The following is a 16,117-nucleotide window of genomic DNA, read 5'->3' on the forward strand; positions in this document are numbered from 1 at the left end:
AAAGTTTGCAGTTAATCAGTCATCTGTAACACGCATTAAAACACTTTACTCTGTTTGCTCCCTTAACTAAGGTAGCAGCTAGGCCGTAAAACCAGCCAATTATAACCAAAAAGTCTAACAATGGTGTGAGGAAAAAATGACTAATTCCCCAAATTCAAGCAACAATCAACCGCAAGAACGCCCCAACCGGCCCAACTGGCGACGGCGCTTGAAATTTACCGGCATCGGTTTGGGTGTGGCGGCGACAGCGGGAGTGACAGCCGGTGGTATTTATGGCTGGAATTTTGTTAATAATGACCTGGCGCCTTTGGTAGAAAGAGAACTCACCCAAACTTTAAAACGTCCGGTACAACTCGGAAAAGTCGAAGATTTTACCTACAATGGTCTGCGCTTTGGCCCTTCGGCGTTGCCGGCTACCCCAACTGACCCTGACCGTGCTACGGTTGAGGCGGTTGATATTAACTTTAATTTGCTGCAATTAATCACTACAAGAAAGCTAATTCTCGATATTACATTAATTAACCCAAACGCCTATATAGAACAAGAGCAAAACGGTGAATGGGTACAAATTCCGAAACCAGAAGAAAAAGAAGATTCTGGGGTTATTAAAACAGAAGTTGATACCCTAAAATTGCAAAATGCGACGGTGGTTTTATTGCCGGCTTCTTTGAGTCCAAATAATCCTCAAACTGCTAATCTTCCCATTAGGTTATTTTCGGTTAACGGTCAACTACAACTACGCGAACAAAACCAACTTTATCTTTATCAAGTGGAAGGCAAACCGGCTGCGGGGGGTTCTTTTGCTATTCAAGGAGAAACGCTTCTTCCCAATCGTCCGACAAATTTAAAGGTCAATGCTCAAGATTTTTTAGCTCTTGATTTATACCGTTTGCTTGCTCGCACTGTCAAGCTACCTATTGCTTTAAATAGCGGCAAAGTTGATGGCAATTTAGATATCCGTATTCGTCCCCAAGAACAAGCCGAAATTCGCGGCACAGCCAGGGTAAAATCAGTTGTTGCTAAAATAAATCCTCTGCCTAAGCTTTTATCAGAAACTAATGGAAATTTAGAGTTTCTTGGCAATGATATTAATGTTAGAAATATCACGACAATTTATGGCAAAGTGCCGGCGGTGGCGAATGGGTTAATTTCTCTAAGAAGTAACTCTAATTTGGGCATTGTTGTTAGGCCGGTGAATGTTAGTGATGCTTTAGAAACTATAGATGTAAAAATTCCTTTTACTACGGCGGGAAATGTCCAGCTTGATATTTTGGTGAAAGGCCCAATTACTGAGCCAATTGTTGTTGGCAATGTTCGCACTCCTGATAATAATCAATCTAAAGAACCGCCGTTAAAAATTGACCGTGTTGATTTAGCAAAACTCAGCGCTAATTTTCAATTTACTAAGGGTCTTGTTGAATTAAAAGATATTGAGGCTACGCCAAATGCTGGGGGTAAAATTACTTCTTCTGGCACAATTCGCCTCGCTTCACAAGACCGGCCTACTTCGTTGTCTTTCGGGTTTAATGCAACTCAATTACCGGGGAATTTTTACGGCCCTGTTTATGGGGTTTCTCCTGATATTAGAATTGGTACTGTTTCTGCGACTGGCGAAATTGTCGGGCCGGCGGATAAGTTGCAAACTACTGTTAATTGGCAAGCGCCAGAGGCAATTTTTCCGGCAACCGGCAAGGTTATTATTGCGGGCGACACGATTTTATTGCGTGATACTCTTGCTACAGTTGCCGGGGGGACGGCGACGCTTTCGGGTCAATTAGTTGGCAGACAATGGAGTGCAACTATTGAACCTTTGGGTTTAAAATTAAGCCAACTTGCTCAACTTGCTAATCGAGAATTTATTGAAGATCCAAACGCTAAAATTTCTAATACGAATATTCCAGGGCAAATTATTAGCGGTCGTTTACAACTTTCGGGGAATACGGCGGCAAGTTCTCCCGAAAATATTACGGCTGATGGCAATTTGTTGGTGAGTGTTGCTCAGGGTGCGGCAAGTATTAAAACTGAGATAAGTAACGGCCAATTACAAGCGATTGTTGAGCCGGTTGGTTTGGAGTTAAGCGAGTTAGCTGAGTTGGCAAATTCTTTTTCGCCTCCTGGTCAACAGTTGCCTATTTCTGCGCCAGAAATTGCTAGTTTGCCGGTGGAGTTTTTGGGGGGTGATGTGACTTTTTCTGCCCCTATTAATAATATTTCTGCGGATACGATTTCTGGTAGTACCAATGTGCAATTAAAGGTAGCGGGTGGCGATACGACTATCACCGGCACTCTTGAAAATGGCCAATGGCAGGCGGCTGTTCAAGGTTCGCAAATTCAAGTGGGACAGTTGGTGGCCATACCGGCCAACGTTCCCACCGGCCCCGCCACCGTTCAAGCGACTTTATCCGGTACAACAAATAACTTGACAAATGATGCAATTCGTGTTAATGGGGCGGCGCGGGTAGCAGTGGCCGGTGGGTCTGTGGATGTGCGGGATCTGCGGGTGGCGGAGGGCCGGTGGGCCGCAACGGTAGAAGCAAATGATATTCAACCGGCCTTTGCTGTGTCGGTGGCTAGTGTGTCGGAACAGTTGGGCCGGTTTAATGGCAATTTTGAGGTTTCGGGTAGCACTCAGGAAGTGAATGTAAATAATATCCGGGTGAATGGTTCGGGTAATTTGGCGGTGGCAGATGGCAGAGCAAATGTTACGGTTAACAGCCAAGAAGGGCAGATTTTGGCTTCGGTGGAAGCGGTGGAAGTGCCGGTGAGTCCGTTTGTGGGGGGTAATGTAAATGTGCCTTCATCGTTGTTAGGTCGGTTTAATGGCAACTTTGATGTTGCATTAAAAGCACCAGAAAATGAAGAGATTAATTTAACGGAAGTAGCGATAAATGGGTCTGGCAGATTGGGGGTTGGGCAAGGGGCAGCAGATGTGACCGTTAGCACGACCGGCAACCGTTGGCAAGCGACGGTGGCGGCGGCTGGGTTGCCGGTTCAGCCTTTGTTGCCGGCGCAAGTGGGAGAAATTGCTTCAGAAATTGGAAATTTTACGGGTAATTTTACGTTTGCGGGGTTAACAAATAACTTTGATTTAGCAGGAATTCGCGGTAGTGGTTCTGGAAATTTAGGGCTGGCTGGGGGAACAATTACTGCTAATAATGTGCAGTTAAATGGGGGCCGTTGGCAGGCAACAGTTGAGCCAGAAAATGTAAAAATAAGCCGCTTTTCTAATCAGTTAAAAGGCGAGTTAGATGGCAATTTGAATGTAGGCGGAAGTTTGAGCGAGTTAAGTCTAGCAGGAATTAGGGCTGAAGGTAGAGTCAGGTTATCTGAAGGGGTGGCATTTTTGAATGATCCGTTATCTTCGGTGATTGCTTGGGATGGCAGAAGGCTGCAAATTAAAGAAGCAAAATCAGCCCAATTAAATGCAAGTGGTGTGATTGATATAAATACACAAAACTCAGCAGGATTGCAAATAAATAATTTTGATTTAAATGTAGAGGCACAGAAATTAAATATAGCAGATTTGGCAAAATATGGGTTAAGTTTCAACAATAGCAATCAAGGTGTTAGCTTGCCTTTAATTGCCGGCCAAACTGATTTTAATGGCAAAATTAGTGGCAGTTTAAATGCGCCGAAACTGGCAGGAAATGTGCAAGTCTATAATTTAGTGGTGGATCAGATCAATTTTGAGCCGGTTTTGGCCGGTCGAGTGAATGTGGCGCCGGGGAGTGTAGTGGATGTAGATTTAAGAGGAAATAATGACAGAATTGCTTTAAATTTGGATAGAAATTATTTGCCAACTAATGTTTTAGTCCGCAGTGGTGAGGTTTTGGCAAGTGCGACAAGAAACGACAACCGGCTGAGATTGAATCTTGAACAATTCCCGATTAATGCTTTGAAATTAACAGCGCCAGCAATTGCCGGCCCTGGCTATGTTTCGGGGGAAATTTCGGCAAATTTAGATTTGAATCTTGGTAATGCTTTAAGTTGTCGGAGTATAGATTGTGCTGTGCAAAATTTGCAAGGTGGGGGAAAAGTTGCTATTGCTAATCCTCGCGTGGGTTATGTGAAGGCGGATAATTTTACCGGGGAAGTTGCTGTTAGAAATGGGATGGCAACATTGGATGGTGGGAGTTTAAAACAGGGAGAGACTGAGTATTTATTGTCAGGAAGAGTAGGTCTGGGGGCAAATCCGCAATATCAAGCAAGTGTGCAGATTAAACAAGGTCAGTTGCAGCAAGTTTTAACATCTTTGCAAATTTTTAGATTAGAGGATTTTCAGCGGGGGATAAAACCACCTGAATATGCAAAAGGTGAGGAAGTAAGACCCACCGGCGTGAGTGTGCAAAATCAAGATATTCTTAATCAATTGAGGAGATTTGCTGAAATACAAGCATTGTTAGAAAAGCAAAAAACAGCGCGGGAAGAGGCTTCGCCTTTGCCTGATTTGGCGGATTTGCGGGGGGCGTTTAGTGGCGAGATTTCTGTGAATGGTTCGCTGGCCGGTGGGTTGCAGGCGGCGAATTTTAGGGTGCAGGGTCAAGATTGGAATTGGGGCCGCTATACGGTGGATCAGGCTTTGGTTGAGGGCCGGTATCAAGACGGGGTGGTGACGCTCTTGCCGCTGCGTTTACAGCGCGCTGATGGCGTTTTTGCCTTTGCCGGCACCCTCGGAGGTGAGCGCCAGTCGGGACAGTTACAAATTGAGAATTTCCCGATAGAACCGCTACAGGAGTTGGCTGAGAAGTTGGGCGGCGATTTGCCTTTGGATGTGACCGGCAAGTTGAATGCTAAGGCGACGATTGGCGGAAGTGTGTTTAATCCGCAGGTTGTAGGGGAGGTGGCGTTGGTTGAGGGCAGTTTGAATCAAACGCCAGTGCAGAAGGCGCAGGCGAGTTTTGCGCTGTCTGATTTGCGGTTAAATTTTGGTTCAACGGTACTCGTGAGTGGCCCGGAACCGATTCAGGCGGTGGGTAGTGTGCCGTTGTTGCCTTTGCCAGGGAGAGATCAAATAACTCTTGCATTGAATGTGCAAAATGAAGCGTTGGCTGTGTTAAATGTTCTCACGAATCAGCAGTTGCAATGGGTTAGCGGAAAGGGTCAAGTACAGGTTAAAGTTGAGGGGACTTTGCGGGAACCTTTGGCGACGGGGGTAGCGGTTTTTGAGGATGCTGTAATGCAGGCAAAGTTGTTACCAGAACCCTTGACGAATGTAACAGGAAGAGTCGTATTTAATCGTGACAGAATTGCGGTTGAGGGGATTAAGGGCCGGTTTAGTGAGGGTGAAGTAGTAGCACAGGGTGTGTTGCCAATTTTTGCACCTTTGGGAGGGAATGATCCTGATCGGGGTAATAGTTTGCGGGTGAGTTTAGACCGGCTGGCGGTGAATTTAAAGGGCTTATATCGCGGCGGTGTGACGGGTTTGGTGGGAATTGCCGGCACGGCTTTTAGACCGCAAATTGGGGGCCGAATTGAGCTTTCTAATGGTCAGGTTTTGTTGGCGGAAGCTGTGGCTAATCGGGCGACGGGAACGGCGGCGGCGGGTAGAGATGTCGCTGCGGAGGATCAAGGACGTTTTGAGGTTGGGTTTAATAATTTGTTGTTGGTTTTGGGAGATAATATTGCGATTTCTCAGGTGCCTTTGTTTAATTTTCTGGCGGCGGGAAATTTACGAATTAATGGGCCTTTGTATGAGTTGCAACCTGCGGGCACGATTCGTTTAACACGCGGTGAGGTGAATTTATTTACTACTCAATTTAGGTTAGCCGGTGGCTATGAACAAACCGCAACATTTGTGCCAAATCGCGGTTTAGATCCTTTGTTAGATGTGCGGTTAATTGCTTTGGTAAATGAGGTGACAGGAAGCCGGGTACCAACTTCGGCTTTTTCTAATGAAATTGCGGATAATCCGATTACGGCGTTTGGTAGTTCCCAAACTGTGCGTATTCAAGCGCGAGTAGAGGGGCCGGCTAGTCAGTTATTTAATAGTTTAGAGTTGACGAGTTCTCCGGGTAGAAGCGAGTCAGAAATAGTAGCTTTATTGGGTGGTGGTTTTGTTAATACTTTGGGGCGCGGTGATAGTTCCTTGGCGTTGGCAAATTTGGCGGGCTCGGCGCTTTTATCTCCTATTGAATCTGCTTTAAGTCGTGCTTTGGGTTTGACTGAGTTTCGCTTGTTTCCAACTGTGGGTACTAATGATGGTAGGCGGACTTCTACTTTGGGTTTGGCGGCGGAGGCGGGAATTGATATTACTCAGTCGCTTTCGGCTTCAGTTTTACGAATTTTGACGGATAATCAGCCTACTCAATTTGGTTTACGTTATCGTTTAAATGAGCAAACTTTGTTGAGGGGTTCAACGGATTTTTCGGGCGATAGTCGGGCAACTGTTGAGTATGAATTGCGCTTTTAGGAGTTGTTGTTATAGGGTTTTTCAGAGGTTTTTCTGCCTCACAGTTATAATCTAACTGTGGTTGCCCCTATTAAAACTTAAATGGTAAGATTAAATAGACAAATTCTAAAAAATCAATTGACAAGAGGTTAAAATGCTTACTGAAACTCCAAAAAAAACCTTTACGCTTGAAGAATACCGGCAAATAGAAGAAACTGCCGATTTTAGAAATGAATACCACGACGGAGAAATTATACCCATGACTGGCGGCTCTATCAACCACAATCGGATTACACGAAATTTAGCAAGAAAATTAGGCAATTTGCTTGACGGACAGCCTTATGAGGTTTTCTCAAGTGATTTACGTCTCTGGATACCGCGCTATCGGCGTGGTACTTATCCTGATGTGATGGTAATTTCTGGAGAACCGATTTTTAATGACGGAAGAAATGATGAAATACTGAATCCTTCTTTAATTGTCGAGGTACTTTCTAAAAGCACTCAAGACTATGATAAAGGTGATAAATTTCGCTTTTATCGTTCGATTCCAGAATTTAGCGAATATGTGTTAGTCAATCAATATGAATTTTATGTTGAGCAGTATATCAAAAATGGATCAGGACAATGGTTATTTCTAGCTTATGAGGGCGAAGATGCGATAGTAAGATTTAGTTCTGCCGGTGTAGAAATGAGTTTAAAAGATATTTATGAAAAGGTTAATTTTGACGTTGAGGAATAAGAATAAGCTTTTAAAAGGCGAAATATAATGGTGCAAGAAACAGAATCAAATTTAATAAGTAGCCAGTGTGTAGATATCTTTTTGGCTTGCCATAAGGCGATTATGGAAGGCTCGTTAATTCAACGCATTAGCCGGCAAGATAAAGAGTTTCATTTTCAAAACTGGTTTGAGGCGCGGCTGAAAGAATCTCACATCGCTTACGATCAAAAAGGCCGCAATACTTATCCTGATTTTACTTTAGTTCAAACCCCAGAAGGATTTGAGGTTAAGGGATTGGGATGGCCAGGTAGAGAAACAGATTATGATTGTAATAGTCAGGTTCCTAGCGGACATCACAATGGTAGAACGATTTATTATGTGTTTGGACGTTATCCCTCAGCGCCAAATGAGGATGAATATCCAGTGATAGATTTAGTCATTGCTCATGGTGATTTTTTAAATTCAGACCGGGAGTATATCCACAAAAATAAAAGTTTTAAAGGGCTAGGAAGTTATGGAGATATTAAAGTTCGTGACCGCAAAATGTATATTGCTCCTACGCCTTATGGTTTAATTAGTGGGGTTGATCGACAAATCACTTTGATTTTGCCAGCAAATTACCCAAGCGATCCACGACTTGAAGCAGTTGGTAATCTCTCGCGCATAGAAGCAAGCCAGTTAGTGATTGGTTATTCTTTTAATATGATTACTAACGACATTACCCCAACTTTTGAAGAGAATCCCTCAGCGGGAAAAGTTCATCTTTTTATAGCCTACCGCCTAAAAAATGCCGGTGGGCCGCAAGTTAAGCTGAAAAATTGAGTTTCACTAGAGTAATCCAAGAATGAGCGATAAAAAATATACCATACTTAGTTTATTTTCAGGGGCCGGTGGCCTTGACTTAGGATTTGAAAACGAGGGATTTAAGCTCTTAGAAGCCATTGATATAAATCCTTGGTGCGTCAAAACGATCAACAAAAACCGGCCAGATTGGAACGTAATTTTAGGAGATGTTTGCACCTATCACCCCAAGCTGATAAAATCCCCAGATGTTTTGATCGCAGGAGTTCCCTGTCAAGGTTTTTCCTTGGGTGGAAATCGCCACTCACAGGATAAAAGAAATTTGCTTTATAAAGAAGTTATTAGAATAGCTGAAATCTGCCGGCCAAGAGTTATCCTAATCGAAAACGTCCTCAATTTGCGGACAATGTTAGTACCCCACACCAAAATTCCTTATACAGAACAAATTGCCTCTGAGCTAACCAAAATTGGTTATCAAGTATTTTATGGTATTTTTAAAGTCTGTTACTATGGCGTTCCGCAAACGCGGAGACGTTTTGTTTTTATTGCCTTCAAAAAAGCTGCTCCTTCCAACTACCTTTTACCCCCAGAGACAGCCATCACAACCATTCGAGATTTTCTATATGACTTAGCGCAAAATCCTACCATAAATCTGCCAAATCATAATCCAACTTGGGGGTTTAAAAGCGCGGTTCATATAGAAACACAAGAAATCTTTAACTCTTACGAAGAAGTCTTGCCGGTGCGCCTTTCAAGAACTGCATCAGACGGTCACCCAGTGCGCTCCTTTGATGCACCTTTTCCAGCTATCGACACAGCAACCGTCTGGGGATGGGCGCAAGGAAATATTATCGCCAAGCGTTATCCTAAAGATAGAACTCAAGAAAAATTTGTTAGAAATCCTCAAGCAAGCGTCACCCTTTGGCGCATTTCAGCCTCACGAATAAGAGCGTTTACCCATCGAGAATATGCACGTTTACAAACCTTTCCTGATGAGTGGATATTTTTGGGAGGAAATAAACGAGATATCCACCTACAAATAGGTAATGCAGTGCCGGTGCGTTTTGCTCAACATTTAGCAAAAAATATTAAAAAAGCGCTGAAGTGTTTAGATCAAGATTTACCTTTCTCTCCTCCACCCTCTCAGACACCGATTTCGGAATCTGTGCAACTATCTTTGTTTTGAAAAAGTTAAATTGACCGCCACATAATCGGATACATGACTTGACAAAATTTATTTATAACCCTTTATCCAAATAAAATATACAGCCTTCTCTCTTAAAACCGTCTATTTATTGAATAAATCATCAATAAACCTTAAAACGACGAGGTGCAAAACTCGCCTGTATTGAATTGCACCCCATCAAAAACTTACTCGTCAAAATCAGGAATAATCCATTGTGGAGGTGCGGTAAGTTTTTTAATTCGCGCCGCCTCAGCCATTTCCAGAATCTTATCCAAAGACGTATCATTAATAAACTGCGAAGCTGACTGTGCATACTCTTTATTAGGGCACTTTTCCCCCAAAACACAGCCATTCACGCACTCCACCGCGCAATTAACCGTTCTCTCCATAATTCTCTCCTCCAATTCAAACAGCAGCCAGCCGGCAAGCCAAAAAAGCAATAACCAACCTTAATTTTCCTGCCATTATAACAAACCTGCCCTTATCAGAAAGCCGGTTTCCTAAAAAAGCCGGCTTCCTCAACACTAAAACTCTACGCACTTGTGCGGAATAAAATCACATCTCCCTCCTGCACAACATACTCTTTACCCTCACTGCGAACTAACCCTTTTTCCTTCGCCGCATTCATAGAACCGGCACCCACAAGATCCCCATAAGCAACCGTTTCCGCCCGAATAAAACACCGCTCAAAATCCGAGTGAATTACCCCAGCAGCTTGAGGTGCAGACATTCCCGCCGTAATAGTCCAAGCGCGCGACTCTTGCGGGCCCGTAGTTAAAAAAGTCCGTAATCCCAACAACTCATAAGTAGCGCGAATTAACGATTTTAAACCGCCTTCTTCCACCCCCAAAGATTGCAGAAAATCAACTCTTTCTTCTTCCGACAAATCCACCAACTCAGACTCAACTTGTGCCGAAACAACCACAACTTTTGCATTTTCTGTAGCAGCAAGTTCTCGGACTTTTTCCACATATTCATTCCCCGTCGCCAAATCTTCCTCCGACACATTTGTCGCATAAATAATCGGCTTGCCGGTTAACAAATTCAAATTCAAAACCCTTACACTCTCCGCCTCTTCCTCATTTAAACTCACCTGACGTGCCGGCTTACCCTCATTTAAAGCCACCACTAACTTTTCCAAAGCACTCAACTCAATTTGCCCCTCTTTACTTGTTCTTGCCTGCTTGCGAGTCCGCTCAATTCGACGCTCAACCTGAGCCAAATCAGAAAGCGCCAACTCCAAATTAATGATCTCAATATCCCGCAGCGGATCAACCGAACCGGCAACGTGAATAATATCGTCATTTTCAAAACAGCGCACCATATTTACAATCGCATCAACTTCTCGAATATGCGACAAAAACTGATTTCCCAACCCTTCCCCCTGAGAAGCGCCTTTCACCAAACCGGCAATATCAACAAACTCAATTCGCGTCGGCACAATTTGCTTTGAAGACGACAACTTCGCCAACACATTCAACCGCTCATCGGGAACCGCCACGACACCAACATTCGGTTCAATCGTACAAAACGGAAAATTAGCAGCTTGCGCCTTAGCATTAGCCACCAAAGCATTAAATAACGTAGATTTGCCCACATTAGGCAGTCCGACAATCCCGGCTCTCAGCATAACAATGTAAACCCTTTTTAACCTTTTGCAGCATAGCAAAAAAGAGCCAAAGTTCATTTCCCCTGCTTCATCACCACCCACCAACCCCCAGCCCCCATTCCCCAATTACGCCTTAATCTATTCCTTTAGATAGATGACAAAGCAAGCAAACTCAACTAACCTCATACCAGATTTCACAAAAGTGCATCCCTTCACCGCATCTACCCAACTTCCAATACTCTTGAATAAAACGGAAAATACATAAATGTTTCAACAATCTCTGCGTAACATCCTCCTTGGTGCTACCCTCGCAGCCCCAATGCTGGCTTTAAACGCCCCCCACGCCCAAGCCCAAGATATCCGAGACTTCAGCGTTAACAACGCCACAGGCCGCGTCTTAACCGAACTCTACGTTAGCCCCGCCGACAGAGACACCTGGGGGCCCGATATTCTTGGCGTAGACGTTTTGCCTCCTCGTGAAAGCGTAGAAGTCCGCTTTAGCCCTCGCACCAGCGCCGAAGGCTGCATATATGACATTCGCGCTCAATGGGATGACGGCAAAATCAGCGACCTCTACGACTATAACCTCTGTACTCTCAACGCTGTAAACTTCACAGCTACCCCCATTCAAGCCCTGTGGTAATTCCAAATTTCCAGCCAAATTGACTAAAACCTAAACCCCTTCAAACCCCAGTTTTTGCCAGAACTGGGGTTTTATCATCTAACAACATTCCCAAATCCTTATTCAATCTTCCTAGCGTAGCTCTTAAAATTCCCCTCATCCAAACCGGCAACTTTTCACGCACAACAAACTAAACCGGCCCCGGTACGGTCTGCGGAATAGGCGCCGGCACAGTTTGCGGAATAGGCGACGGCACAGTTTCCGGCACCGGCCCCGGAATAGGCTCTGGCACCGGCCCCGGAATAGGCTGTGGTATCGGTCCTGGCACAGTTTCCGGCACCGGCCCCGGCATAGACTCTGGCAAAGGCCCAATCGCTTCTACAACCCCATTCAAACACCCAGAAAACATAAACACTTCCCCAAAATTACCTACCCCCTCACCCTAAAACCCACCCTCACAAAACACATCCCCCAAAAGACCTAAAATCACCTTATTTTTCCCTCCACAAACCTTAGCCAAAAACTAAAAAACCATCTCCTCCAAAAATAGTATCCTATTCTCAGACATTGCCCCTTTAACCTACCTAAAAAAAATGTCATCTCCCCACAACCCTCAAACACAAACACCCTTATTAGAAGCCCTCAAAAAAGCCGCCAGCCAACCCGACACCCCCTTTTACGCACCCGGACACAAACGCGGACAAGCAACCCCGCAACCCCTAGCAGAACTCTTAGGAAAAAAACTCTTTAGCGCCGACTTACCCGAACTCCCCGAACTCGATAACTTATTTGCCCCCCAAACCGTAATTCAAGAAGCCCAAAAACTCGCCGCCGAAGCCTTTGGAGCCAGCCAAACTTGGTTTTTAGCCAACGGTTCCACCGCCGGAATTATTGCCAGTATATTAGCAGTTTGCAACCCCAACGAAAAAATAATATTACCCCGAAATATTCACCGTTCTGTTATCTCAGGATTAATCTTATCCGGGGCCATTCCTATCTTCATCAACCCCGAATATGACCCCACCTGGGATCTTGCCAACAGCATCACTCCCCAAGCCCTCCAACAAGCTTTAAACCAACATCCCGACACCAAAGCCGTGATGGTCGTTTATCCAACTTATCACGGAGTTTGCGGCGATATAAAAACCCTTGTAGAAATCACCCACCAACACGGCATCCCCATCCTCGTCGATGAAGCACATGGAGCCCATTTTAGCTTTCATCCAGACTTGCCAATATCTGCAATGAGTGCCGGTGCCGATTTAACCGTACAATCGACCCATAAAGTTTTATCAGCCCTTACGCAAGCCTCAATGTTGCATATTCAAGGCAACCGCATCAACACCCATCGCCTCAACAACGCCTTACAACTTGTCCAGTCCACCAGTCCCAACTACATCCTCCTCGCCTCCCTCGATGCCGCACGTCAGCAGATGGCATTACACGGCCAAAAATTACTTAGCCAAACCCTAGAACTCGCCAAAACCGCCCGCAGCAAACTAGCTGAAATTCCCCACCTGAGAGTATTACAAGAACCGGCACACCCCAAACCCGGTTTTCACAGCCTTGATCCCACCCGTCTCAGCATCAATGTTGCCGAATTAGGGTTAACCGGCTTTCTTGCGGACGAAATCTTGCGAGAACAATACAAAGTAACCGCCGAATTGCCCACCCTCCGGCAACTTACCTTTATTCTTTCCATTGGCAACACCTCGGCTGATATCAACCAACTGATCCACGCCTTCCAAAACATTCCCCCCAGTGGCGCAGTCGGCACGCCTGCAATTTACCCTAGCCTCCCCGCAGGAGTGCCCGCCCTCTCCCCCCGCCAAGCCTTTTTTGCCGAAACCGAAACCGTGCCGATGTCTGAAGCAATCAACCGCATCAGTGCTGAATTAATTTGCCCCTATCCGCCTGGGGTGCCGGTGTTGGTGCCCGGAGAACCCATTACCAAACAAGCCCTCGACTACTTACAGCAAGTCCTAGCGAATGGTGGCACAATAACAGGATGTTCTCACCCCGACCTAGAAAAAATTCTGGTTATCAAAGCATAAAAAACGTTTTTTGTCAATCAGACTCTAAAATCTAAAATCTAAAATCAATATATGCTGTGGCCTTATATTACTCCTGGCATTCCCGATGATTTATTTGAAAGATTGCCTGGAATTCCCCTAAGTAAAAGGGAAGTGCGTCTACTCATCCTCTCTCACCTCCGTCTCAAACCCGACAGCGTGGTGTGGGATATTGGCGCCGGCACCGGCACCATCCCAGTAGAGGCCGGTTTATTGTGTCCAAAAGGGCGCATTATAGCCGTCGAGCGAGATGAAGAAGTCGCCAGTTTGATTCAGCGCAACTGTGACCGCTTTGGCGTTAAAAACGTAGAAATCATCACCGGCAGTGCCCCAGAATGCCTCAAAGACTTACCAGCAACACCCCAGCGAGTTTGTATAGAAGGCGGACGCCCAATGAAAGCCATTTTGCAAGAAGTCTGGCGATATTTGCACCCTAATGGTCGAATAGTCGCCACCGCAGGAAACCTCGAAAGCCTCTATACCATTTCCGCTAATTTTTCCGAGTTGCAACTGCGAAACATCGAGGTTGTCCAGTGTGGAGTTAACCGCGTTGAAACTCGCGGTAGCCATCAAGTCTTTGCTGCGGTTGATCCCATTTTTATTTTGAGTGGTGAAAAACTAGATTGAATTTCAGGCTTGGGCCAATGGCCTTGTATTTCCACCATACCGACGAGAGGCCGGTTAATGGCAAAAAAATCCTCACTAAAAAAACTCCTCACCGGCACTCAATCATCCCCAAAATATGGGAAATTGGATGAGTTAAGCTTCCGTTAACCCTTGCTTGGTTTCCACGAAAAGCCTCAGCATCCCTATTGATGGCGCGCTTCGCCACCCGTGCCCACCGGCCCGGTGCCCTCGCCAACCATCGAAAATCTCAAATAACCCCCTAAAAAAGTTAAATAAATTACGGTTTTTCAAGGTTAAATTTTTAAGTTTAAATAGTTAATTACATCGCAAACAAAAACATAAAAACGTCCTATGCCTTGGCCTCGCATCCTCAGTGGAATTGTTGGGATCGCTCTTGCTCTGGGGATCACTCTCCTGGGAGGGTGGTATTTTACCCTAGCTTTTGGGGTAATTGTTTATCTCGGACAGCTTGAATACTTCCAGTTGGTACGAGCCACCGGCATCGCACCGGCCGGTAAAACAACTTTAGCGGTTTCCCAAGCTTTGTTAATCATTGCCACTTGTTCATCAAGTTTGGCAGATGCCGTTTTGCCGGTGGCGGGGACATTTATTTGTTTTTATTTGTTATTTCAGCCAAAATTATCCACCATAGCCGATATTTCTTCTTCCATTTTAGGATTATTTTATGGCGGCTATTTGCCGAGTTATTGGGTAAGATTGCGAAGTTTAGATAGTCATCAATTCAGTAATTTACCCTTGGGAGGATATTGGCCCCATGAAGGCTTAATTATCCAAACCATGCCAGAAGGACTGACTCTCACAATTTTGGGTTTTCTTTGTATTTGGGCAGCCGATATTGGAGCCTATATTTTTGGTAAGTTTTTTGGCCGCACCAGACTATCAGAAATCAGCCCCAAAAAGACCGTAGAAGGAGCTTTATTTGGTCTGGCCGGTAGCGTAGTGGTAGCCACTATCGGCTCCTGGTATTTAGACTGGCCATCATGGCCTTGGACGGGCATTGCTTTAGGATTATTAATTGGCATTGCCAGCTTACTAGGAGATTTAACAGAGTCGATGATGAAACGCGATGCCGGTGTCAAAGACTCCGGGCAATTAATACCCGGTCATGGTGGCATTTTAGACCGCGCTGATAGTTATGTTTTTACAGCGCCTTTGATTTATTATTTCGTCACCTTAGCTTTACCCTTGCTCCAAAAATAAAACCTCCCCCCCTGGAAGTTTTACCGACTGCTAACAACCAATTTAAACTCAAAATATTAAGCGGGAATCACATTAACTTGTCCCCGACAAATGAGTTTATCTGGTAGAAAAGAAACTTCCTGAATATTAACTTCTGGCCCTAAATCAAGCGTAAAGCCTTCTAAATTGCTTTGAATGGGGGCAGAGGTTTTTAACTGAGTATCCACAAATTTTAAATACCGACCCTCCAAAACTTCCAAACTTGTTTGCAAAACAAAAGCAATCAATTGGCCGGTGGAAGAAACTAATTCACCCTTTAAAATAAGAAAATTGGATTCTATTTTAATGTCAGAGTTTTTTAAAGACCAACCGGCCCCAGAGTTATTTAATTGAAAAATTGGCCCCAAAAACTCACAAATAGCATTAGCTAATAGAGGAGTATTCAAAGACGCATTGAGATGAGTTTCAAGTAAAATTAGCTCCCCAGAAACCGGGATAGTTTCCAGAATTTGTAAGGGTTTACCTTTGAGAACTTGACCGATATTAATGCGGATATTGCTGCCGGTAAGGGAAATTTCCCCAAGATGTAAACCTTGATAGACAGCTTGACGAGCGCTGACAGAAACAGAAGGAATATAACCGCTCAACAGTTGCCGGTTTCCGCCTTCAATTTTAACAAGCAGTTCTTCCACGTTATCAAGTTGAGAGCGTAACCACAACTGCACGGCGGGCGATAAAACTTTAGCGATCAGTTGGGTAGATTTTTGGGCTGAATTGTTGTTTGAGTTTAAACCCGATGGGGAGTCGGAAGAAGTAGAATTAAAACCAGAAGGCATAGTCGAATTTCCTTAAAAAAATGACAAGGTTGTGATGACAGTCTGTTTTAGCAAAAGA

At 44.7% G+C, this 16,117-nt stretch carries 13 protein-coding genes; 8 read left to right on the forward strand and 5 right to left on the reverse strand.

All coding sequences use genetic code 11. The features are described 5' to 3' along the window. Positions 1-136: 136 nt before the first annotated feature. The 4 genes from NG798_RS06980 (at position 137) to NG798_RS06995 (ending at position 9,093) form a co-directional block, all read left to right on the forward strand. Positions 137-6,409, forward strand: a complete 6,273-nt coding sequence (locus tag NG798_RS06980; RefSeq protein ID WP_261221371.1) for a translocation/assembly module TamB — start codon at positions 137-139, stop codon at positions 6,407-6,409. 133 nt (positions 6,410-6,542) lie between these two features. Continuing rightward, positions 6,543-7,127, forward strand: a complete 585-nt coding sequence (locus NG798_RS06985; RefSeq protein WP_261221373.1) for a Uma2 family endonuclease — start codon at positions 6,543-6,545, stop codon at positions 7,125-7,127. Positions 7,128-7,154: 27 nt separating this feature from the next. Then, on the forward strand, positions 7,155-7,928 hold the full coding sequence (locus tag NG798_RS06990; RefSeq protein ID WP_261221375.1) for a hypothetical protein: 774 nt from the start codon (positions 7,155-7,157) through the stop codon (positions 7,926-7,928). Between the two features lie 22 nt (positions 7,929-7,950). Continuing rightward, complete coding sequence (locus NG798_RS06995; protein WP_261221377.1) at positions 7,951-9,093, forward strand: DNA cytosine methyltransferase; 1,143 nt, start codon at positions 7,951-7,953, stop codon at positions 9,091-9,093. 185 nt (positions 9,094-9,278) lie between these two features. On the opposite strand, the gene NG798_RS07000 is transcribed toward NG798_RS06995, so the two are convergent. Further along, complete coding sequence (locus NG798_RS07000) at positions 9,279-9,482, reverse strand: hypothetical protein (RefSeq protein WP_261221379.1); 204 nt, start codon at positions 9,480-9,482, stop codon at positions 9,279-9,281. 143 nt (positions 9,483-9,625) lie between these two features. Further along, positions 9,626-10,723, reverse strand: coding sequence for a redox-regulated ATPase YchF (ychF, locus tag NG798_RS07005; RefSeq protein ID WP_261221381.1), 1,098 nt, complete (start codon positions 10,721-10,723; stop codon positions 9,626-9,628). A 244-nt stretch (positions 10,724-10,967) separates the two neighbouring features. On the opposite strand from ychF, the gene NG798_RS07010 reads away from it, so the two are divergent. Then, entirely contained in the window at positions 10,968-11,345 is a 378-nt protein-coding gene (locus NG798_RS07010; RefSeq protein WP_261221383.1) for a hypothetical protein, read from the forward strand. A gap of 169 nt (positions 11,346-11,514) precedes the next feature. On the opposite strand, the gene NG798_RS07015 is transcribed toward NG798_RS07010, so the two are convergent. Next, on the reverse strand, positions 11,515-11,733 hold the full coding sequence (locus tag NG798_RS07015) for a hypothetical protein (RefSeq protein ID WP_261221384.1): 219 nt from the start codon (positions 11,731-11,733) through the stop codon (positions 11,515-11,517). 184 nt (positions 11,734-11,917) lie between these two features. Here NG798_RS07015 and NG798_RS07020 point away from each other — a divergent pair, with 184 nt between their 5' ends. Both NG798_RS07020 and cbiT read left to right on the forward strand, forming a co-directional pair. Continuing rightward, complete coding sequence (locus tag NG798_RS07020; RefSeq protein ID WP_261221386.1) at positions 11,918-13,378, forward strand: aminotransferase class I/II-fold pyridoxal phosphate-dependent enzyme; 1,461 nt, start codon at positions 11,918-11,920, stop codon at positions 13,376-13,378. Between the two features lie 51 nt (positions 13,379-13,429). Beyond that, entirely contained in the window at positions 13,430-14,023 is a 594-nt protein-coding gene (gene cbiT / locus NG798_RS07025; RefSeq protein WP_261221388.1) for a precorrin-6Y C5,15-methyltransferase subunit CbiT, read from the forward strand. Positions 14,024-14,111: 88 nt separating this feature from the next. Here the strand turns inward: cbiT and NG798_RS07030 are convergent, their stop codons facing one another. Further along, positions 14,112-14,258, reverse strand: a complete 147-nt coding sequence (locus tag NG798_RS07030) for a hypothetical protein (protein WP_261221390.1) — start codon at positions 14,256-14,258, stop codon at positions 14,112-14,114. Positions 14,259-14,374: 116 nt separating this feature from the next. Between NG798_RS07030 and NG798_RS07035 the strand changes: the two genes are divergently transcribed. Continuing rightward, a complete protein-coding gene (locus NG798_RS07035; RefSeq protein ID WP_261221391.1) occupies positions 14,375-15,244 on the forward strand; it encodes a phosphatidate cytidylyltransferase in 870 nt (289 codons plus the stop codon). A gap of 56 nt (positions 15,245-15,300) precedes the next feature. On the opposite strand, the gene NG798_RS07040 is transcribed toward NG798_RS07035, so the two are convergent. Continuing rightward, positions 15,301-16,059, reverse strand: coding sequence for a DUF2993 domain-containing protein (locus NG798_RS07040; protein WP_261221393.1), 759 nt, complete (start codon positions 16,057-16,059; stop codon positions 15,301-15,303). Between the last annotated feature and the right edge of the window lie 58 nt (positions 16,060-16,117).

Source organism: Ancylothrix sp. D3o (genome assembly GCF_025370775.1).
Classification (GTDB): Bacteria; Cyanobacteriota; Cyanobacteriia; order Cyanobacteriales; family Oscillatoriaceae; genus Ancylothrix.

Coding starts and splice junctions, on each gene's coding strand:
- NG798_RS06980 (WP_261221371.1), top strand. CDS start 137: ATGACTAATTCCCCAAATTCAAGCAACAATCAACCGCAAGAACGCCCC.
- NG798_RS06985 (WP_261221373.1), top strand. CDS start 6,543: ATGCTTACTGAAACTCCAAAAAAAACCTTTACGCTTGAAGAATACCGG.
- NG798_RS06990 (WP_261221375.1), top strand. CDS start 7,155: ATGGTGCAAGAAACAGAATCAAATTTAATAAGTAGCCAGTGTGTAGAT.
- NG798_RS06995 (WP_261221377.1), top strand. CDS start 7,951: ATGAGCGATAAAAAATATACCATACTTAGTTTATTTTCAGGGGCCGGT.
- NG798_RS07000 (WP_261221379.1), bottom strand. CDS start 9,482: ATGGAGAGAACGGTTAATTGCGCGGTGGAGTGCGTGAATGGCTGTGTT.
- ychF (WP_261221381.1), bottom strand. CDS start 10,723: ATGCTGAGAGCCGGGATTGTCGGACTGCCTAATGTGGGCAAATCTACG.
- NG798_RS07010 (WP_261221383.1), top strand. CDS start 10,968: ATGTTTCAACAATCTCTGCGTAACATCCTCCTTGGTGCTACCCTCGCA.
- NG798_RS07015 (WP_261221384.1), bottom strand. CDS start 11,733: ATGTTTTCTGGGTGTTTGAATGGGGTTGTAGAAGCGATTGGGCCTTTG.
- NG798_RS07020 (WP_261221386.1), top strand. CDS start 11,918: ATGTCATCTCCCCACAACCCTCAAACACAAACACCCTTATTAGAAGCC.
- cbiT (WP_261221388.1), top strand. CDS start 13,430: ATGCTGTGGCCTTATATTACTCCTGGCATTCCCGATGATTTATTTGAA.
- NG798_RS07035 (WP_261221391.1), top strand. CDS start 14,375: ATGCCTTGGCCTCGCATCCTCAGTGGAATTGTTGGGATCGCTCTTGCT.
- NG798_RS07040 (WP_261221393.1), bottom strand. CDS start 16,059: ATGCCTTCTGGTTTTAATTCTACTTCTTCCGACTCCCCATCGGGTTTA.